Genomic DNA, 20,971 nt, shown 5'->3' on the forward strand with positions numbered 1-20,971 from the left:
GGTGAAACAGATTGAAAATAAAGCGTTCCTTCATAAGCATCAGTGTGCTTATGGTCATCTTCGGCCTCATGATAGCTGTTCAGTTTAACTCATTAAAGCACCCTCAAGTCCGAGACACAAGAGATATGTGGGATATAAGGGAAGAGCTGACTTCAGAGCAGAAGAAGCAGGAAAAGCTGCTGGCTGAAATAAACAAATATGATAAACTGCTCAATAGCTATTCGCAAACGAAAGAAATGACAAAAGAAACCGCGCTCAATAATACCTTGCAAACCTTAAAAAAAACAGCCGGCATGACCGATATAACAGGTAGCGGAATTGTCATCACCATTTCCCCGCTTTTTTCTGAAAGCTTAACAGGAGAGCCAATCGAAAATCCGCCTCCGGATTTGCTGAAGAAGCTGATCAATGAACTCAACTCCTTCGGTGCAGAGCATATCTCGATTAATGAGCGAAGAGTTGTGAATCATACCGTCATAAGGGATATAAACGGCACAACGAAAATAGACGGATACGGCCTTGACGATTATCCTTTAACAGTAAAAGTGCTTGCCGAAGATCCGGACATGCTGTACAGCAGAGTGAAGGGGTCAGGACTTGAGGACCTTTTTGCATCTGAGAATTTAGCATTAAAAGCCGGTAAATCTGACAGCAACCTGACACTAAAAGCATATGACAGACCATTAGACGTACAACAGCTGAAACCGCTTAAAGACTGAAAAGGAGGAGAATTGTCATGTGGCTGCCCGTGCTGGGACTGGTGCTCGGAATAACGATCGGACTGATGACAAACTTAACGATTCCGAGTGAATATTCAAACTACTTATCGCTTGCGGTGCTTGCCGCACTTGATACATTAATCGGCGGAATCAGGGCGCATTTACAGGGTACATATGATGAAATGGTATTTGTTTCCGGTTTCTTTTTTAATATTATATTGGCAATAAGTTTAGCTTTTCTGGGAGTCCATCTTGGTGTAGACTTGTATTTAGCAGGTATATTCGCATTTGGAGTCAGATTATTTCAGAATATAGCCGTTATCAGAAGAAATCTACTAACAAAGTGGACTCTTTCTAAAAAAAATAAAAAAAATGTGATATAAAAGAGGATATACATAGGATATAACGAATATTTTCAATAAACATAAAATGTGAAGAGCACATAAGGAATATTCCGTTGTTATTTTTTGTTACACACTTGTAAAGCCACATTCATTGTATTGTTGTTCCGCAAATAATAGAATAGAAATGATCGAAATGTGAGGAGGTGCCATAGAATGAACAACAATGAACTTTACGTCAGTCTTGACATCGGTACGTCCAATACAAAAGTGATCGTCGGAGAAATGACAGATGATTCCCTTAATATTATCGGTGTGGGAAATGTACCGTCTGAAGGGTTGAAAAAAGGCTCAATCGTTGATATAGATGAGACCGTTCATTCTATAAGAAAAGCGTTTGACCAAGCTGAAAGAATGGTAGGTTTTCCGCTTAGAAAAGCTATTGTCGGCGTTAATGGAAATTATATCAATATTCAAGATACAAACGGTGTTGTAGCAGTTTCCAGTGAAAATAAAGAAATTCAAGTTGAAGATGTGCGCCGTGTCATGGAGGCGGCACAGGTTGTTTCAATACCGCACGAACAGCTGATTGTAGACGTCATTCCTAAACAGTTTATCGTTGATGGAAGAGATGAAATCACCGATCCGAAAAAAATGCTGGGTGTGCGTTTAGAAGTTGAGGGCACCTTGATCACCGGTTCAAAAACAATCTTACATAACTTGCTCCGCTGTGTTGAAAGAGCCGGTATTGAAATAACTGATATTTGTCTTCAGCCGCTGGCAGCCGGTTCTGCTGCATTATCAAAGGACGAGAAAAACCTTGGTGTGGCTCTCATTGATATAGGGGGAGGGTCAACAACCATTGGCGTATTCCAGAACGGACATCTCACTTCTACCCGTGTCATTCCTCTCGGAGGCGAAAATATCACCAAAGATATCTCCATCGGATTGAGAACGTCAACAGAAGAAGCAGAACGCGTGAAAAAGCAATTTGGACATGCCTACTATGACGAAGCCTCGGAAGATGAAGTATTTGAGGTAACCGTAATAGGCACCAATCAAAAACAAACATTTACACAGCAGGAAGCAGCGAATATCATTGAAGCAAGAGTAGAAGAAATTCTTGATATTGTTTCAGAAGAGCTTAGCAGTATGGGAATTACCGATCTGCCGGGAGGCTTCGTGCTAACAGGGGGACAAGCAGCAATGCCGGGTGTCATGTCATTGGCACAAGATGTGCTGCAAAACAATGTCAGAGTGGCAAGCCCGAATTATATCGGTGTAAGAGATCCTCAATATATGACGGGAGTAGGCCTGATCCAATTCGCCTGCCGAAATGCAAGAATCCAAGGCAGAAAAATAGGCTTCAAGATGCCTGAAGAAGCGATACAGGAAATTGCAGTCTCATCATCAGAGGAACAAGAGCAGCATCATCACCAAAATGAGGTGCAGCAGCGGCCAAAAGGAAAACAAAAAACACAAGCCGAACATAATAAACAGAGCAAAATGAAAAAACTATTAAGCATGTTTTGGGAATAGATAGATAGTCATTCGGCAGATTAGGAGGATTTAGCATGTTGGAGTTCGAAACAAACATAGACGGCTTAGCATCAATTAAAGTAATCGGAGTAGGAGGCGGCGGTAACAACGCCGTTAACCGAATGATTGAAAATGAAGTGCAAGGAGTAGAGTACATCGCGGTAAACACGGACGCTCAAGCTCTTAACCTGTCAAAAGCAGAAGTGAAAATGCAAATCGGCGCAAAGCTGACTAGAGGATTGGGAGCAGGTGCGAATCCGGAAGTCGGAAAAAAAGCCGCTGAAGAAAGCAAAGAACAAATTGAAGAAGCGTTAAAAGGCGCTGACATGGTATTCGTGACAGCTGGTATGGGCGGCGGAACAGGAACAGGTGCTGCACCAGTTATCGCCCAAATCGCGAAAGACTTAGGTGCATTAACAGTCGGAGTTGTTACAAGACCGTTTACATTCGAAGGACGCAAAAGACAGCTTCAGGCTGCAGGCGGAATTTCAGCAATGAAAGAAGCGGTAGATACACTGATCGTGATCCCGAACGACCGTATCCTTGAAATTGTTGATAAAAACACACCGATGCTTGAAGCATTCCGTGAAGCGGATAACGTACTCCGCCAAGGGGTTCAAGGTATTTCAGACTTGATTGCTACACCTGGTCTTATCAACCTTGACTTCGCTGATGTGAAAACAATCATGTCAAACAAAGGATCTGCTTTGATGGGTATCGGTATTGCGACTGGAGAAAACCGCGCGGCAGAGGCAGCGAAAAAAGCAATCTCCAGCCCGCTTCTTGAAGCGGCCATTGACGGTGCGCAAGGCGTCCTTATGAACATCACTGGAGGAACAAACCTCAGCCTATATGAAGTTCAGGAAGCAGCAGACATTGTCGCTTCTGCATCTGACCAAGACGTAAACATGATTTTCGGTTCTGTTATTAATGAAAATCTAAAAGACGAGATTGTGGTGACAGTGATTGCGACTGGTTTTATCGAACAAGAGAAGGACGTGACGAAACCTCAGCGTCCAAGCTTAAACCAAAGCATCAAAACACATAATCAAAGTGTTCCAAAGCGTGAGCCAAAACGTGAGGAGCCTCAGCAACAAAACACAGTAAGCCGTCATACTTCACAGCCGGCTGATGATACGCTTGACATCCCGACATTCTTAAGAAACCGCAATAAACGCGGCTAATGTAAAGGACAAAATCGTTTTCGATTTTGTCCTTTTTGTTTTTCTCCAAGATTTTTCTTCTTGTAAAGTCTTTTTCCCTATGTCTTCCTTCGTATACCAACAAATCGGACTATTAGACCCACTCGTATTACGTGACAATTATATCATTTTCATATATATGGAAATCAAATGACATAAAACGACAATATCTGTAATGCGGATTGTCTACAGTTAACGTACAGCGATGTTCTGACAAACAATTCATTTTTAAAAGGAGGGACGACATTTTTTTACAAAGCATTTTGAAAAAGGGGGATAAAAATGAGGAAAAAAACGAAAAACAGACTCATCAGCTCTGTTTTAAGTACGGTTGTCATCGGTTCACTGCTGTTTCCGGGTGTAGCCGGGGCAAGCAGCAAAGGCGCCTCAACTTCTGTTAAACAGGAGCTTCAATCTGCTGAATCCATTCAGAACAAGATTTCGAGTTCATTAAAGAAAAGCTTTAAGAAGAAAGAAAAAATGACCTTTCTGATTAAATTTAAAGATCAAGCTGACACAGAAAAAGCGGCAAAAGCGGCTGTTAAAAAAGCGAAATCGAAGAAGCTGACTGCCGCTAAGACGGAATATCAAAAGCGTTCTGCCGTTGTGTCATCTTTAAAAGTCACAGCCAATGAATCCCAGAGAGATGTCTTAACATACTTGAAGAGCCAGAAAAATAAAGGAAATGCAGATCAAATTCACTCTTATTATGTAGTGAATGGGATCGCTGTTCATGCCTCAAAAGAAGTGATGGAAAAAGTAGCGCAGTTCCCCGACGTGGAAAAGGTGCTTCCAAATGAGAAACGACAATTGTTTAAGTCATCCTCTCCATTTAATATGAAAAAAGCGCAAAAAGCTGTCAAAGCAATTGACGGTGTAGAATGGAATGTAGACCAAATTGACGCCCCGAAAGCTTGGGCACTTGGATATGACGGAACAGGTACAGTTGTCGCGTCCATTGATACAGGCGTGGAATGGAACCATCCGGCATTAAAAGAGAAATATCGCGGATATAATCCGGAAAATCCTGATGAGCCTGATCATGAAATGAACTGGTATGATGCTGTAGCAGGGGAAGCAAGCCCTTATGATGATTTGGCTCATGGAACCCACGTGACAGGTACGATGGTGGGATCTGAACCCAATGGAACAAATCAAATCGGTGTAGCGCCAGGCGCAAAATGGATTGCTGTTAAAGCGTTCTCCGAAGATGGTGGCACTGATGCTGACATTTTAGAGGCCGGTGAATGGGTTTTAGCTCCAAAGGACGCAGAGGGGAATCCTCACCCAGAAATGGCTCCTGATGTTGTCAATAATTCATGGGGCGGGGGCTCAGGACTTGATGAATGGTACAGAGACATGGTCAATGCCTGGCGTGCGGCCGATATTTTCCCTGAGTTTTCAGCGGGGAATACGGATCTCTTTATTCCTGGCGGTCCTGGTTCTATCGCAAACCCGGCAAATTATCCGGAATCGTTTGCAACTGGAGCGACTGATATTAATAAAAAGCTTGCTGACTTTTCTCTTCAAGGGCCATCTCCATATGATGAAATAAAGCCGGAAATTTCTGCACCGGGCGTAAATATTCGTTCTTCCGTTCCCGGCCAGACATATGAGGACGGATGGGACGGCACATCAATGGCAGGGCCGCATGTGTCCGCTGTTGCCGCACTGCTGAAACAGGCGGATGCTTCACTTTCTGTCGATGAGATGGAGGATATATTAACCAGCACGGCTGAACCGCTGACGGATTCAACATTTCCTGATTCTCCGAATAACGGATACGGCCATGGTTTGGTGAACGCTTTTGATGCTGTATCAGCTGTTACAGATGGTTTAGGAAAAGCAGAAGGACAAGTTTCTGTAGAGGGAGATGATCAAGAGCCTCCTGTCTATCAGCATGAGAAAGTAACAGAAGCCTATGAGGGCGCGAGCCTGCCGCTTACTTTGACAGCTGAAGACAATGTAAGTGTGACATCTGTAAAACTGTCTTATAAGCTGGATCAAGGTGATTGGACAGAAGTAACGGCTAAGCGGATCAGCGGTGATCACCTGAAAGGGACCTACCAGGCAGAGATTCCAAACATAAAAGGAGCTGCACTAAGCTACAAGTGGATTATTCAGGATTTTGGCGGCCATGTCGTTGAGTCTGACACATACGATGTACCAGTGAAACCAAGCATCACGGTGGGATATAAGCAGGACTTTGAAACTGCACCCGGCGGCTGGATTGCGAGCGGAACAAATAATAGCTGGGAATGGGGAGTTCCTTCAACAGGCCCAAATACTGCAGCATCCGGAGAAAAAGTATACGGAACAAATCTGGCAGGAAACTATGCCAACTCAGCAAACATGAATCTCGTGATGCCTCCTGTTAAAGTGCCGGATTCAGGAAACCTGTTTCTTCAATTTAAAAGCTGGCACAATTTAGAGGATGATTTTGATTATGGCTACGTTTTTGTTTTGCCTGAAGGTAAAAAGAATTGGGAGCAGGCTGGTGTCTATAATGGAAAGACATCAAGCTGGACGGACGAAGAAATTGATTTAACCGCTTATAAAGGTCAAAACATTAAAGTGATGTTTAACCTCCAATCTGATGAAAGTATTACAAAAGAGGGCTGGTACATTGATGATGTAGTGCTTTCTGACAAAACAGCCGGAAAAACAGCTAAAAAGAATAAGCTGGGTGTCGAAAAGCCGTCTGGAAAGCAAAAGAAAAAGCCGGTAAATCCGAAAAAAGCTAAGCCATCTGCAAACACAACGGTAAAACATCAGAGTAAGGATATACAGCCTCAAGTTTTGCCGCTGAGGGCACAAGTCAGTGTGGTGGAAACAGGAAAATCAACATATTCAGATCAATCTACAGGGCAGTACACGCTGACACACAAAGCGGGAGACTATACGCTTATGGCAGAAGCATACGGCTACCAATCGAAAACACAAAAAGTTTCTCTGCAGGCAGATCAGACGACACAAGCTAATTTTACGTTAGAGGAAATGAAGAAGGGCACATTAAAAGGAACAGTCATCAATAAAACGACAGGCGATCCTGTAAAAGGTGCCTCCGTTTATGTTGTAGAGGATGCTGCGGTTGAACCGGCTACGACAAACGACAAAGGCGAATATACGCTTGAGGCCTATGAAGGCGCTTATACGATTAAAGTCGCTGCACCGGGGTATTACAGCGATGAATTCTCCGTTGATTTAAAAGGTGATGTGACAAAAGAAACTGTACTGAAGCCTTTCGTCGGTTATCCAGGTGAGATCGCATATGATGACGGAACGGCGGAGAATGCCAATTCCTATTTTGCGGCCGGTAACGGATGGGCCGTCAAAATGACGCTGGCTGACGGCAAGGAAAAAGGCATGCTTACAGGAGGACTGTTCCGATTCTGGGATACAGAGTTCCCTGATCCTGGCGGCACAGAGTTTAAGGTTGAGGTATACGATGCTACAGGAGAAAACGGAGCACCGGGTAAGAAAATTGCCGGGCCATTTAACGCTGAAGCCCTTCGCAATGGCGAATGGACCAAGGTAGATCTCAGTTCAAAAGGGATTATGGTCGATAAAGACTTTTATCTTGTGTATATCCAGTCGAAACCTGATCCGTATTCACCTGGACTGGCAATGGATGAAACCGGTCAGAATTCCGGCCGCAACTGGCAGTTTATAGACGGAAAATGGCAGCCAGGTGACGAAGCAGACGGCAACTATATGATCCGCGCATTAGTTGATTATGAAGCTGCTGTACCTGAGATTACTTCACCGGCAGACAAATCATATACAAATAAGGAGAACGTCACCGTAAAAGGAAAAGCCTCTCCTGGTACAACGGTACACATTTATAATGGAGAGAAAGAAGCAGGAGAAACGAAAGCTGCTGCGGATGGCACGTTCCAGATAGGCATCACACTCAGCAAGGGCGAAAATGAGCTGACAGCAACTGCATCAACAGACAACGGAACAACGGATGCCTCCAGCCCGATCACGGTCACACTTGATCAAGACAAGCCTGAATTAACGCTGGACAATCCAAAGGATGGCGAGAAAACAAATAAAGAAGCGCTGACTGTCAAAGGGTCTGTATCCGATGACAATTTGAAAGAAGTCAAGGTGAATGGCAAAAAAGCAACGGTAACTGATGGTTCATACTCGGCCCGTATTCTGTTGGAGAACGGAAGCAATGAAATCAAGGTGACTGCTACAGACTTAGCAGGCAACAAAACGACGAAAAGGGCTGTCATTGATGTCAACTTTAACCAGCCCGTCATCTCCGGATTGATTCCGGGAGAGGACAAAATCTTAAAAGCTGGTGAATCTGTGAAAATCGCTTTCTCAAGCGCTGAAGATTTGGATGCAACGTTTGTCATTCGTCTGCCTCTGACAAATGCAAGAGCGAGTGTACAAAATGCCACAGAGCTCCCGCTAAGAGAAATTTCTCCTGGGAAATATGAAGGCTATTGGACAGCCACTTCTTCTATTAAAGCAAACGGAGCAAAAGTAGAAGTGATTGTACGAGATGATTATGGAAATGAAACAAGAAAAACAGCGAACGGAAAACTTTATATCAATACTGAAAATTAAGTGTAAAAAAAGCTGCCGTGAAAGGCAGCTTTTTTTATAATCCTCTCATTCATTTCCTCGACAAATTAAGCAGATATCCCTGAAAAATTGTATTTTCCTCTCAACATTAATTGACAGACTTTCCCACAGAGCTTGCTTTATACTTGAAACAAGAAGGGGAACAGCGTGATGCAAGATAGAAAGGAGTCAGATGTGAAAATCTATTTAGATGTCATTTGGCTGTTAAACTTTTGTTTTGATGCGCTTTTGCTTTTGCTCACGGCATTTATTTTAAAACGGCATGTGAAAAAAAGAAGACTGATAGGCGGAGCGTTCATCGGTTCCAGTATTGTCCTTTTGATGTTTACTCCTTTTTCGCCGATCGTTGAACATCCGGCAGGTAAGCTGGCTTTTTCAGTTGTTATTGTGATGGTGACATTTGGCTTTAAGAGATTCCGCTATTTCTTTCAAAATTTGTTTTCCTTTTATTTTGCGACTTTTTTAATGGGGGGAGGAATTATCGGAGCCCATTCTTTGCTGCAGTCAAATTCTGTTGTTCAAAACGGTGTCATGATTACCAATCAAACTGGGTTTGGAGACCCGATCAGCTGGTTGTTTATTGTAGCTGGCTTTCCAGCATTATGGTTTTTTTCTAAGAGAAGAATTGAAGATATTGAAACAAAAAACATTCAATATGAGGAACGAGTCAGCGTACAGGCGGATTTGGGCGGCCAAACGCTTCATGTCAGAGGGCTGATTGATTCCGGTAATCAGCTGTACGATCCGCTAACTAAAACGCCGGTCATGATTATTCACATTGATAAACTAGAACCGATTTTCGGAGCAGCCGAAACGATGATCATTCGAAACACAGATCCATTGGAAGCCACCCAACAGCTCGATGATTCGTTTCGCTTTTTAGATAAACTGAGGCTGATTCCATATAGGGGAGTAGGTCAGCAAAATCAATTTTTACTATGCGTTAAACCGGATCACGTAACGATTATAACAAAAGAAGAAATGGTTTCTGCGGATAAATGCTTAATCGGCATCAGCACAACAAAGCTATCGGCAGATGGAGAGTTTGACGCAATTATTCATCCGAAAATGCTTTCGGGCAAGGCCATCAAACACGTTTCATAATGTTCGCAAATGTCCGTTACTAATCATACTCAAACGACGTGACATTTAGAAGGGAGAGGAAGATGAAAAAACTGAAATTGCGATTGACGCACCTCTGGTATAAGCTGCTGATGAAACTTGGGCTGAAAAGTGATGAAGTCTATTACATAGGCGGGAGTGAAGCTCTGCCGCCTCCATTATCTAAAGATGAGGAGCAGGTTCTGTTAATGAAGCTCCCAAACGGCGATCAGGCGGCTCGCGCCATTTTGATTGAACGCAATTTGCGCCTGGTCGTCTATATCGCCCGTAAATTTGAAAATACGGGAATTAATATAGAGGATTTAATCAGCATCGGTACCATCGGATTAATCAAAGCTGTGAATACGTTCAATCCAGAAAAGAAAATCAAGCTGGCGACCTATGCCTCCCGCTGTATAGAAAACGAAATCCTGATGTATTTAAGGAGAAACAACAAAATCCGTTCAGAGGTTTCCTTTGATGAGCCGCTTAATATTGATTGGGACGGCAATGAGCTTTTGCTTTCTGATGTGCTCGGCACTGACGATGACATCATCACAAAAGACATAGAAGCTAACGTAGATAAAAAGCTTTTGAAAAAAGCGCTTGAACAGCTCAATGAGAGGGAAAAACAAATCATGGAACTACGTTTTGGCCTTGTCGGCGAGGAGGAAAAGACCCAAAAGGATGTAGCGGATATGATGGGGATTTCCCAGTCCTATATTTCTCGTCTTGAGAAACGAATCATTAAAAGATTGCGAAAAGAATTCAACAAAATGGTGTAAAAAAATTTTTACGGGTAATCCCTTGATTCTACAAGGATTTCCCAATTATGACTATTTTTCGGTCTGAACGCAGTGCATATTTTTCCCACCCAAGGAGATACTTAACGTTGTACAGCAGCTCCTGTAGGGAGGGAAAAAAGTGTCGAGAAATAAAGTCGAAATCTGCGGGGTGGATACCTCCAAATTACCAGTACTCAAGAATGAAGAGATGAGAAAGCTGTTTAGGCAGCTGCAGGATGAAGGCGATGATTCAGCAAGAGAAAAGCTTGTAAACGGGAACTTGCGTCTTGTCTTAAGTGTCATTCAAAGATTTAATAACAGAGGAGAGTATGTTGATGACTTATTTCAGGTCGGCTGCATCGGACTAATGAAATCCATTGATAATTTTGACCTAAGCCACAATGTTAAGTTTTCAACATACGCTGTACCTATGATTATCGGAGAGATCCGCAGGTATTTACGCGATAATAACCCGATCCGTGTCTCAAGATCACTCCGGGATATCGCTTATAAGGCACTTCAGGTAAGAGAGCGGTTAATCAGTGAGACAAGCAAGGAGCCGACTGCAGAAGACATCGCAAAAGTTCTTGAAGTACCGCATGAGGAAATCGTATTTGCGCTTGATGCCATCCAGGATCCGGTTTCTCTATTTGAACCGATCTATAACGACGGCGGAGACCCGATTTATGTGATGGATCAAATCAGTGATGAACGCAATAAAGATTCACAATGGATTGAAGAGCTGGCTTTAAAAGAGGGCATGAGAAGGCTGAATGATAGGGAAAAAATGATTTTGAGAAAGCGATTCTTCCAAGGGAAAACTCAAATGGAAGTAGCCGAGGAAATCGGGATTTCCCAAGCGCAGGTGTCCAGACTTGAAAAAGCGGCTATCAAACAAATGAATAAGAATATTCATCAATAATGAAAGAAAAGCCTTTAAAACGATTTTGTTTTAAAGGCTTTTCTATTGATTGCGGGCGGTTTACGTTTTGGAAAAAATAAGGTATCCTAGTTCGTGCAAAGTTTTATGAAAATTTAAATAATTATAAAGGCAGTAAAGAGGAGGACCACGATGATTTTGCAGCTTGACAATGTCTCACTAAAACGGAATGGAAAATGGATACTGAGAGATATTCATTGGAAGGTGGAAGAAAAGGAAAATTGGGTGCTTTACGGACTGAATGGCGCTGGAAAGACAGCGCTGTTAAATATGCTTTGCTCTTATTATTTTCCAACATCGGGCGAGATGCAGGTGCTTGGCCATGAATTTGGTAAAACGGAGCTTGGGGAGAAACTTAGACGGAAAATTGGCCTCGTCTCAGCGGCTCTTCAGCAAAAATTTTATCCGGCAGATTCGGCATTTGAAATTGCTTTGAGCGGAGCTTACGCTTCGATTGGATTATATGAAACACCAAGTGCAGAAATCAGGGAAAAAGCGATTGGTTTGTTAGAGGACTTGGGAGCAATTGAATATGCCGACCGCCGCTATGAAACCCTTTCTCAAGGAGAAAAACAAAGAGCCTTGATTGCAAGAGCGCTAATGGCTGATCCGGAGCTGCTGATACTGGACGAACCGGTCACAGGACTGGATTTTATTGCCCGGGAAAAGCTGTTAGACACGATTACATACATTGCAAATAAAGAAAATGCGCCATCGATCCTTTACGTGACTCATCATGCGGAAGAAATTTTGCCGATCTTTGACAAAGCCCTTTTGTTAAAACAGGGAGAGGTCTTTAAATCGGGAGAAATAAAGGAAATGCTTACTGATCAAATACTTTCCGCTTTTTTTGATACGCCAATCCATGTATTATGGAATCAGGATCGGCCGTTTTTAACAAGAGCCGAGCCGATAACGAATGCCTGACAAACACATATCGATTCATCCTAGGGGTGCTTTGCGAAGCTGAGAGAGACTTTGTCTTAACCCTTTTGACCTGATCTGGATCATGCCAGCGGAGGGAAGCGGTGAAAAAACGGAGTACATAGGACTCTGTTTGTTTTTATTAAGCCGTTTCATTACATTTGAAACGGCTTTTTTGATTTTAAAGAATAGGAGCGGATCACATTGAATCAACAAATAGACTCTCTGTTAACAAAGGTGGAAGATCAAAAGGAGGAGCTTATTCAGCTAGCAAAAACGCTGATGTCCTATAAAACACCTGCTCCGCCTGCAAGAAATACCGACGGCATTCAGTCCTGGATTGCTGGGTTTTTAAATGAAATGGGATTCTCGATCGATAAATGGGACGTGTACCCAGGAGATCCCAATGTTGTAGGTCTACTAAAGGGAACAGATTCAGCAGATTATCATAGCTTGATCATCAATGGCCATGTAGATGTGGCAGAGGCAAAAGAGGATGAGGAGTGGGAGCATGATCCGTTTCATCCAATTGAAAAAAACGGTCTCTTAATCGGGAGAGGTGCTTCTGATATGAAAGGCGGAATGGCGTGTGTGCTGTTTGCGGTGAAATTGATTCGTGAAGCCGACATTGAACTTCCCGGTGATTTGATTCTGCAATCGGTTATCGGGGAGGAAGTCGGAGAAGCCGGCACGCTTGAATGCTGCAAGAGGGGCTATCATGCTGATTTTGCAGTTGTCGCGGATACGAGCGATATGCATATTCAAGGTCAAGGCGGTGTCATTACAGGCTGGATTGAAATCAAAAGCAGTCAAACGTTTCATGATGGGACGAGGCGGAATATGATTCATGCAGGCGGAGGAACATTCGGAGCAAGCGCAATTGAAAAAATGGCAAAAATAATTGCGGGGCTCGGTGAACTGGAGCGTCACTGGTCTATCATGAAACGTTATCCCGGTTTTAAACCAGGCACAAATACGATTAACCCGGCTGTCATAGAAGGCGGCAGACATGCGGCTTTTATAGCTGACGAGTGCCGGCTGTGGATCACAGTCCATTTTTATCCGAATGAAACCCATGAACAAGTGGCAGCGGAAATAGAAGATTACATTAACCGGCTGAGTGACAGTGATATTTGGCTTAGGGAAAACCGCCCTGTCTTCAAGTGGGGAGGCTCATCTATGATTGAAGACAGAGGAGAAATTTTTCCGGCACTGGAAGTTGACCCTGGCCACCCAGGCGTCTCAGCGCTTACAGCGTCTCATCAGAAAGTAAAACGGGAGCGTCCGGTTATTGACGTTTCTCAATCTGTTACAGACGGAGGATGGCTGTATAATGCCGGCATTTCAAGCGTGATTTACGGACCTGGAGATCTTCACAATGCACACTCCGTGAACGAGGAGGTATCGATTGAGCAGCTGGTAGATTATACGAAAATTATGCTCAATTTTATCATCGGCTGGTGCAGCTGTAAAAAAGAACAGTGACCATGAAAATTTTTTCTTGCTGACAAGGTTCAGCCCGCCCGTTCATATACTTGAAAAAAGGACGGAAAAAGGACGTGATGGAATGATCAGCATTTCAGAATTTCAGGTGAAGGATGTCGTCAATGTCTCAAACGGAAAAAAGCTGGGGAGCATTGGTGATATAGATATCAATGTGACCACTGGCAAAATTCAGGCGATCATACTAGGAGGAAATGGGAAAGTTCTCGGATTTTTTGGAAAAGAAGAGGAATTGGTCATTCCATGGCGAAATATAGTAAAAATCGGGGAAGATGTAATCTTGGTCCGATTAAATGAACCGCATGCATAACCTGCTCGTCTGCCGCGGATTGGCAAATGCCGGAAGTCTGGATTCTTCCGGCACATTTCATTTAGAAATATGCAAATCGGCGCTCAACGAATGCAGAAAGATGTGGTAAAATAAGTGGGAAATTCCGCTTTTTTAAATGTTTGTCGAAAGGTTGGATCATCATGAATACATATCACCCATTCAGTCTTACCACACCCTCGACACTCATGATACAAGACTGGACACAAACGAATCAAAACAACAGAGAAGTCATTGCCGGATTTACTACGAAAAACGGCGGTGTCAGCCAAAAGCCTTTTGAATCGTTAAATACAGGATTGCACGTTCATGACAAAGATGCAGATGTAGTTAAAAATCGTGAATATATTGCCGATATGTTTAATATTGATTTGCAGTCTTGGGTATTTGCTGATCAGACACATGATAATCGCGTTCAGAAAGTGACGCAGAGGGATAGGGGAAAAGGCGCCCGTGAGTATCACACAGCTCTAAAAGCAACGGACGGGCTCTATACAAATGAAAAGAATGTGTTTTTGGCATTATGCTTTGCTGATTGTGTGCCTCTTTTCTTTTATGATCCGGTTAAATCGCTTGTCGGGGTCGCCCATGCCGGGTGGAAAGGCACTGTCAAACAGATTGGCAGAGAAATGGTGAAGCAATGGACCGAGCAGGAAGGTTCAAATCTCTCAGATATTTATGCTGTTATAGGACCGTCTATCAGCGGAGCATGCTATACAGTAGACGACCGTGTCATGGATGCTGTCCGGGCATTGCCAGTTTCAGCAGAACGTGCCGTAAATCAGACGGCACAGGCACAATATCAGCTTGACCTGAAAGAGCTGAACCGCCTTATATTGATCGACAGCGGTTTGGCAAATGAACAGATTTCTGTCAGTGGTTTATGCACGGAAAGTGAGCCGTCTCTTTTCTATTCTCACCGCCGCGATCAGGGGAAAACTGGACGGATGATGTCCTTTATCGGAATGAAGGAGGCATAAAAGATCTTGCGTGTTGTTGATAATTTACGACATATAAACGAACGAATAAACGAAGCATGTAACAGATCGGGCCGCAGCTCCGATGAAGTTACGGTTATTGCAGTCACAAAATATGTATCGCCTGAAAGAGCACAGGAGGCAGTGGATGCGGGCATCACCTGCCTCGGAGAGAATCGGGATGCGGAACTGCTCCGCAAACAGGAAATGATAAAAGGGGATCCGGAATGGCATTTTATCGGCAGTCTGCAATCAAGAAAAGCAAAAGCTGTCGTCAATTCGGTTTCCTATATCCATTCCTTAGACCGGCTCTCATTAGCGAAAGAAATTGAAAAACGGGCTGAAGGTACTGTGCAATGCTTTGTGCAGGTCAATACCTCTCTTGAGCTTTCTAAACACGGCATGAAAAAAGAAGAAGTCATTCCATTCATACAGGAGCTTTCCGGTTTCGAACACATCGTTGTGGCCGGACTGATGACTATGGCTCCGCTGACTGATGATCAAGATGAGATCAGAAGCTGTTTCAGAGCGCTGAGAGAACTCCGTGATCAGGTTCAGGAGCTGAAACAGCCGAACGCTCCGTGTACTGAACTGTCGATGGGCATGTCAAATGATTTTGAAATTGCAATTGAAGAAGGGGCTACTTATATTAGAATCGGCTCATCGTTAGTCGGAAATGAAACAGGGGGTGTACAGCAATGAGCATGAAAAATAAACTGAAAAACTTTTTCTCAATGGAAGATGAAGAATACGAATATGAATATATTGAGACAGAGCAAGAATCTCATGAAGAGCATGAGCAAAAAGAAAAACCGGCTTATACCGCAAACAAACCTGCGGGCAAACAGAATGTAGTGAGCTTGCAAAGTGTTCAGAAATCCTCTAAAGTGGTGTTGAGTGAGCCGCGCGTTTATGCGGAGGCGCAGGAAATAGCCGACCATTTGAAGAACCGGCGGGCAGTTGTCGTCAATCTTCAGCGGATACAGCATGACCAGGCTAAGCGGATTGTTGACTTTTTAAGCGGAACCGTTTATGCCATTGGCGGCGATATTCAAAGAATCGGCTCGGATATTTTCCTCTGCACGCCTGACAACGTAGATGTATCAGGCACAATTTCTGAGCTCATATCTGAAGACGAACATCAGAGGTGGTAAAGCGAGATGATCCTTTATCAAGTTTTTTCGGTTTTAAGCTTATTAATCACAATCTACTCATTTGCCCTGATCATATATATTTTTATGTCATGGGTGCCGAGTACAAGGGAAACGGCAGTCGGGCGTTTTTTAGCTTCGATTTGTGAACCATATCTCGAACCATTTAGAAAAATCATCCCTCCGATCGCAATGCTGGATATTTCACCGATCGTAGCTATACTTGTGCTTCGGTTTGCGACAACCGGCTTGTGGGGGCTTTATCGCATGATTGCGTTTTAATGTGACAGTTTGATAGGGGCTTGGCAGCAGCCAAGCCTCTTTACATAGAAGGGAAAGACGATGAGCGATATATATCAGCACTTCAGAAAAGACGAGCGGGCCTTTATTGACCAGGCGCTCGAATGGAAAGGAATTGTCCAGGAGCAGTACAGAATGAAGCTGACCGACTTTTTAGACCCCCGAGAGCAGGTCATCCTTTCTGCTGTTACGGGACAGGCTGACGTTGGGCTTGCTTTTTCCGGCGGCTATGACAGAGCGGAGCGAAAACGGGCGATTCTGTATCCAGAGTACATCACTCCGGAAGAATCGGATTTTGAACTGCAGGCGTTTAACGTCCGTTATGCTGAAAAGTTTGTCTCTGTAGATCATCGTTCTCTGCTTGGTGCATTAATGGGCATAGGCTTAAAGCGGCAAAAGTTTGGTGACATCGTGTTTTCTGAGACATCAGTGCAATTGATTGTCTCAGCCGATACCGCTGATTTTGTGGCGGCACAGCTGACCCAAGCAGGCAAAGCGGCGGTCAGCCTAGAGAAAATTGACTTGTCAGACCTTAACATTCCAGCAGTTGATGTCGAAATAAGAGATGACACGGTTTCTTCTTTAAGGCTTGACGCCGTCTGCGCCTCTATGAGCAGACAATCCCGCCAGAAATCACAGACGCTTGTGAAAAACGGCCTCGTGAAAGTGAACTGGAAGGTAGTTGAAGACCCTTCATACATGGTGGCAGAAGGGGACATGCTCTCTATCAGAGGCTTTGGCCGATGCAGCTTAACAAAAATCGAAGGAAAAACCAAAAAAGACAAATGGAGAGTTACGTTTGAGCGACAAAAATAGTCGGTTTTTCAGTTTTTTTCTCCATCTGTGCGAAATTTGTTTTATAATGTGAACTAGATAACCGTACTGAAATGTAAAAATGGAGGTGGCATCATGCCATTAACGCCAAATGATATTCACAACAAGACGTTTACAAAAAGTTTTCGCGGATATGATGAAGATGAAGTAAATGAATTCCTAGCGCAAGTCAGAAAAGATTACGAAATTGTTCTCCGTAAGAAAACTGAGCTTGAAGCGAAAGTCAATGAGCTTGATGAAAGAATCGGACACTTTGCCAATATTGAAGAAACGCTGAATAAATCGATTTTAGTTGCTCAAGAAGCGGCTGAAGACGTAAAACGCAATTCTCAAAAAGAAGCAAAGCTGATCGTTCGGGAAGCGGAGAAAAACGCTGATCGCATTATCAACGAATCTTTATCAAAATCAAGAAAAATTGCCATGGAAATTGAAGAGCTGAAAAAACAGTCTAAAGTTTTCAGAACACGTTTCCAAATGCTGATTGAAGCTCAGCTCGATCTTCTGAAAAATGACGATTGGGATCATCTGCTTGAGTATGAAGTCGACGCAGTATTTGAGGAAAAGGAATAAATTCTCTGATTATCTTGACATTTTCTTAGCTTGTCGAATATAATACGTTCATAAATTCAGATGAAAAAACGGTTGAAAGGGACAGTCATGTTTCCTTCAGGCCTTTATAGCGACCCGGAGATGGTGAGAGTCCGGGATGGCCGGAATCATGTAGATCAGCCCTTAAGTTTCCTTTCTGAACTCACAGTAGGTTAGGACGTTCATCACGTTACGATGCTCGAGAGGAAAAAGCGTATGCTTGCTTTTTCTAAAAGGGTGGTACCGCGAGATAAGCTTTCTCGTCCCTTATGGGATGAGAGGGCTTTTTTTATTTTCTGAAAAAATGCAGTGGAGGAATGAAAATGGATTTTAAAGACACGCTCTTAATGCCGAAAACAGATTTCCCGATGCGTGGAAATTTGCCAAACCGTGAGCCTGACATTCAAAAGAAATGGGAGGGAGAGGATATCTACCGTCTTGTACAGGAACGGACGAAAGACCGCCCGAAATTTGTTTTACATGACGGACCTCCGTATGCAAACGGCGATATCCATATGGGCCACGCGCTTAACAAGATTTTGAAGGACTTCATTGTCCGCTACAAATCAATGAGCGGCTACAACGCGCCATATGTACCGGGCTGGGATACACACGGATTGCCGATTGAAACGGCTCTCACAAAAAACAAAAAAGTCAACCGCAAAGAAATGTCAGTAGCGGAATTCCGCAAACTGTGCGAAGAGTACGCTTGGAAGCAAATCGAGGGACAGCGTGAGCAGTTTAAACGCCTTGGTGTCCGCGGTGATTGGGAAAACCCATATGTGACATTAAAACCGGAATACGAAGCGCAGCAAATCCGCGTATTTGGTGAGATGGCAAAACGAGGCTACATTTATAAAGGTCTTAAACCGGTTAACTGGTCACCTTCAAGTGAATCTGCTTTGGCTGAAGCCGAGATCGAATATCAAGACAAACGTTCAGCATCTATTTACGTTGCTTTCGGTGTGAAAGACGGAAAAGGCGTTCTTGAAAACGGTGAGCGCATCATCATTTGGACAACAACGCCTTGGACAATTCCGGCGAACCTCGGTATTTCAGTGCACCCTGATCTTGAGTACAGCGTGATTGCAGTAGGTGAAGACCGCTTTGTCGTAGCAAGTGCTTTAGTCGAAAATGTTGCATCTGCATGCGGATTTGATCAATATGAAGTGACAAGAACGATCAAAGGGAAAGACCTTGAGAACATTATCGCTGAACACCCGCTATATGGCAGAGACTCTCTCGTTATGCTTGGCGAACACGTAACAACTGATGCCGGAACAGGCTGCGTTCATACAGCGCCGGGGCACGGGGAAGATGACTTTATCATCGGCCAAAAATACGGTTTAGATGTGCTATGCCCAGTTGATGCAAAAGGTGTAATGACAAGCGAAGCTCCGGGCTTTGAAGGCATGTTCTATGATGACGCGAACAAAGCGATCACACAGCAGCTAGATGAAAAAGGCGCGCTTGTGAAGCTTGAATTCATTACACACTCTTATCCGCACGATTGGAGAACAAAGAAACCAACCATTTTCAGAGCGACAGCGCAATGGTTTGCGTCTATTAAAGATTTCAGATCAGATCTGCTGGATGCCATTAAAGAAACCAAATGGGTTCCTGAATGGGGCGAGCAGCGTTTGCACAACATGGTTCGTGACCGCGGAGACTGGTGTATTTCCAGACAGCGTGCATGGGGAGTGCCGATTCCGGTATTTTATGCTGAAAACGGAGAACCGATTATTACGGATGAAACCATTGAACATGTTTCTGAATTGTTCAGGCAGCACGGATCAAACATTTGGTTTGAAAAAGAAGCGAAGGATCTTCTTCCGGAAGGCTTTACACATCCTGGCAGCCCGAACGGCACATTTACAAAAGAACAGGACATCATGGATGTTTGGTTTGATTCAGGATCTTCTCATCAAGCGGTGCTTGAAGAGCGTGAAGATCTCGTTCGCCCGGCTGATTTATATCTAGAAGGATCGGACCAATATCGTGGCTGGTTTAACTCATCTCTTTCTACAGCAGTAGCCGTAACAGGAAAAGCGCCATATAAAGGTGTGCTCAGCCATGGGTTCGCACTGGATGGAGAAGGACGCAAGATGAGTAAATCGATCGGTAACGTCGTTGTTCCAGCTAAAGTTATGAAACAGCTTGGTGCCGACATCTTGAGATTATGGGTGTCTTCAGTTGATTATCAGGCGGACGTTCGCGTGTCTGACGCCATTTTGAAGCAAGTTGCTGAAGTATACCGTAAAATCCGCAATACGTTCCGTTTCCTTCATGGCAACCTATTCGATTTTGATCCAAAAACGAATGCGGTGGCTGTCGAAGATCTTCGCGAAGTGGACCAATATATGCTGATTAAACTGAACAAACTGATTGATAAAGTGAAAAAAGCGTATGATGAGTATGAATTTGCGGTTGTGTATCACAGCATCCATAATTTCTGCACAATCGAATTGAGCTCATTCTATCTTGATTTCGCAAAAGATATTGTCTACATCGAGCATGCGGATCATCCGGATAGACGCAGCATGCAGACAGTATTCTATGAAACGCTTCTTGCATTAGTGAAGCTTTCAGCGCCTATCCTTCCTCATACGGCTGACGAATTATGGTCTCATTTAACATTTGTTGAAGAGCAGAGCGTTCAGCTGACAGATATGCCGGAAACAATCACGGTTCCAAACAGCGAAGCGACAGAAGATAAATTTGACCGCTTTATGGCTTTCCGTGATGATGTGCTAAAAGCGTTAGAAACTGCGCGGAATGAAAAAATTATCGGTAAATCATTGGAAGCCAACCTGAAATTGTATCCAAACAAAGAAAACCAAGAGCTTTTGGCTTCCATTAAAGAAAATCTTTCTCAGCTGTTTATTGTTTCTGAACTGACAATCAGCGAAGAAAATGAAGCGCCGAACGATGCGCAAAGCTTTGCGACAGGTAAAATCGCTGTCGAGAAAGCCGAAGGCGAAATGTGTGAGAGATCCCGTGTGATTTCAAAAGATGTAGGTGCAAATCCAAAATATCCTACACTTTCACTGCGAAACGCTGAAATCGTTGAAAAATACTATCAAAAATAATGGAAAAGGGGCCCGGCGTAAAAGCCGGGCTTTTTTTGTGCCAAGAGT

At 43.6% G+C, this 20,971-nt stretch carries 18 protein-coding genes, 1 riboswitch and 1 other annotated feature; all 18 genes read left to right on the plus strand.

The genetic code is table 11. The features are described 5' to 3' along the window. Nucleotides 1-11: 11 nt before the first annotated feature. The 18 genes from AC0C66_RS00345 (at nt 12) to ileS (ending at nt 20,923) form a co-directional block, all read left to right on the plus strand. Nucleotides 12-719 carry a DUF881 domain-containing protein gene (locus tag AC0C66_RS00345; RefSeq protein ID WP_014113715.1) on the plus strand — a complete coding sequence of 236 codons (708 nt, stop codon included), beginning with the start codon at nt 12-14 and terminating at the stop codon, nt 717-719. A gap of 17 nt (nt 720-736) precedes the next feature. Further along, nucleotides 737-1,102 carry a small basic family protein gene (locus AC0C66_RS00350; protein ID WP_010334164.1) on the plus strand — a complete coding sequence of 122 codons (366 nt, stop codon included), beginning with the start codon at nt 737-739 and terminating at the stop codon, nt 1,100-1,102. Nucleotides 1,103-1,276: 174 nt separating this feature from the next. After that, nucleotides 1,277-2,599 (plus strand): cell division protein FtsA, encoded by a 1,323-nt coding sequence (gene ftsA / locus AC0C66_RS00355; RefSeq protein ID WP_014113716.1) that lies wholly within the window; start codon nt 1,277-1,279, stop codon nt 2,597-2,599. 35 nt (nt 2,600-2,634) lie between these two features. Continuing rightward, nucleotides 2,635-3,783: a cell division protein FtsZ gene (ftsZ, locus tag AC0C66_RS00360; RefSeq protein ID WP_003232167.1), complete on the plus strand. Its 1,149-nt coding sequence runs from the start codon at nt 2,635-2,637 to the stop codon at nt 3,781-3,783. 300 nt (nt 3,784-4,083) lie between these two features. Next, nucleotides 4,084-8,385: a S8 family serine peptidase gene (locus AC0C66_RS00365; protein ID WP_472973463.1), complete on the plus strand. Its 4,302-nt coding sequence runs from the start codon at nt 4,084-4,086 to the stop codon at nt 8,383-8,385. Nucleotides 8,386-8,577: 192 nt separating this feature from the next. Further along, a complete protein-coding gene (spoIIGA, locus tag AC0C66_RS00370; RefSeq protein WP_041521162.1) occupies nt 8,578-9,507 on the plus strand; it encodes a sigma-E processing peptidase SpoIIGA in 930 nt (309 codons plus the stop codon). 62 nt (nt 9,508-9,569) lie between these two features. Beyond that, nucleotides 9,570-10,289, plus strand: coding sequence for an RNA polymerase sporulation sigma factor SigE (gene sigE / locus AC0C66_RS00375; protein ID WP_003221446.1), 720 nt, complete (start codon nt 9,570-9,572; stop codon nt 10,287-10,289). Nucleotides 10,290-10,428: 139 nt separating this feature from the next. After that, nucleotides 10,429-11,211 carry an RNA polymerase sporulation sigma factor SigG gene (gene sigG / locus AC0C66_RS00380; protein WP_003221449.1) on the plus strand — a complete coding sequence of 261 codons (783 nt, stop codon included), beginning with the start codon at nt 10,429-10,431 and terminating at the stop codon, nt 11,209-11,211. A gap of 150 nt (nt 11,212-11,361) precedes the next feature. Then, a complete protein-coding gene (locus AC0C66_RS00385) occupies nt 11,362-12,156 on the plus strand; it encodes an ABC transporter ATP-binding protein (protein ID WP_072566242.1) in 795 nt (264 codons plus the stop codon). Nucleotides 12,157-12,168: 12 nt separating this feature from the next. Further along, a riboswitch (TPP riboswitch) is annotated at nt 12,169-12,270 on the plus strand. Nucleotides 12,271-12,357: 87 nt separating this feature from the next. Further along, a complete protein-coding gene (locus tag AC0C66_RS00390; RefSeq protein WP_472973464.1) occupies nt 12,358-13,638 on the plus strand; it encodes an acetylornithine deacetylase in 1,281 nt (426 codons plus the stop codon). 82 nt (nt 13,639-13,720) lie between these two features. After that, a complete protein-coding gene (locus AC0C66_RS00395) occupies nt 13,721-13,966 on the plus strand; it encodes a YlmC/YmxH family sporulation protein (RefSeq protein WP_003221455.1) in 246 nt (81 codons plus the stop codon). Between the two features lie 161 nt (nt 13,967-14,127). Continuing rightward, nucleotides 14,128-14,964, plus strand: a complete 837-nt coding sequence (gene pgeF / locus AC0C66_RS00400; protein WP_079287721.1) for a peptidoglycan editing factor PgeF — start codon at nt 14,128-14,130, stop codon at nt 14,962-14,964. Nucleotides 14,965-14,970: 6 nt separating this feature from the next. Further along, nucleotides 14,971-15,663, plus strand: a complete 693-nt coding sequence (locus AC0C66_RS00405; RefSeq protein ID WP_461845547.1) for a YggS family pyridoxal phosphate-dependent enzyme — start codon at nt 14,971-14,973, stop codon at nt 15,661-15,663. Beyond that, entirely contained in the window at nt 15,660-16,115 is a 456-nt protein-coding gene (sepF, locus tag AC0C66_RS00410; RefSeq protein WP_014113725.1) for a cell division protein SepF, read from the plus strand. Before AC0C66_RS00405 ends, sepF begins: the two co-directional genes overlap by 4 nt. 6 nt (nt 16,116-16,121) lie before the next feature. Continuing rightward, entirely contained in the window at nt 16,122-16,394 is a 273-nt protein-coding gene (locus AC0C66_RS00415; protein ID WP_003221463.1) for a YggT family protein, read from the plus strand. Between the two features lie 60 nt (nt 16,395-16,454). After that, on the plus strand, nt 16,455-17,228 hold the full coding sequence (locus tag AC0C66_RS00420; RefSeq protein WP_014113726.1) for a YlmH family RNA-binding protein: 774 nt from the start codon (nt 16,455-16,457) through the stop codon (nt 17,226-17,228). A gap of 93 nt (nt 17,229-17,321) precedes the next feature. Beyond that, complete coding sequence (gene divIVA / locus AC0C66_RS00425; RefSeq protein WP_003221468.1) at nt 17,322-17,816, plus strand: septum site-determining protein DivIVA; 495 nt, start codon at nt 17,322-17,324, stop codon at nt 17,814-17,816. 62 nt (nt 17,817-17,878) lie between these two features. After that, nucleotides 17,879-18,105, plus strand: a binding site (T-box leader). 52 nt (nt 18,106-18,157) lie between these two features. After that, nucleotides 18,158-20,923 carry an isoleucine--tRNA ligase gene (ileS, locus tag AC0C66_RS00430; RefSeq protein ID WP_014113727.1) on the plus strand — a complete coding sequence of 922 codons (2,766 nt, stop codon included), beginning with the start codon at nt 18,158-18,160 and terminating at the stop codon, nt 20,921-20,923. The last annotated feature ends 48 nt before the right edge of the window (nt 20,924-20,971 follow it).

The organism is Bacillus sp. VA13 (genome assembly GCF_055710085.1).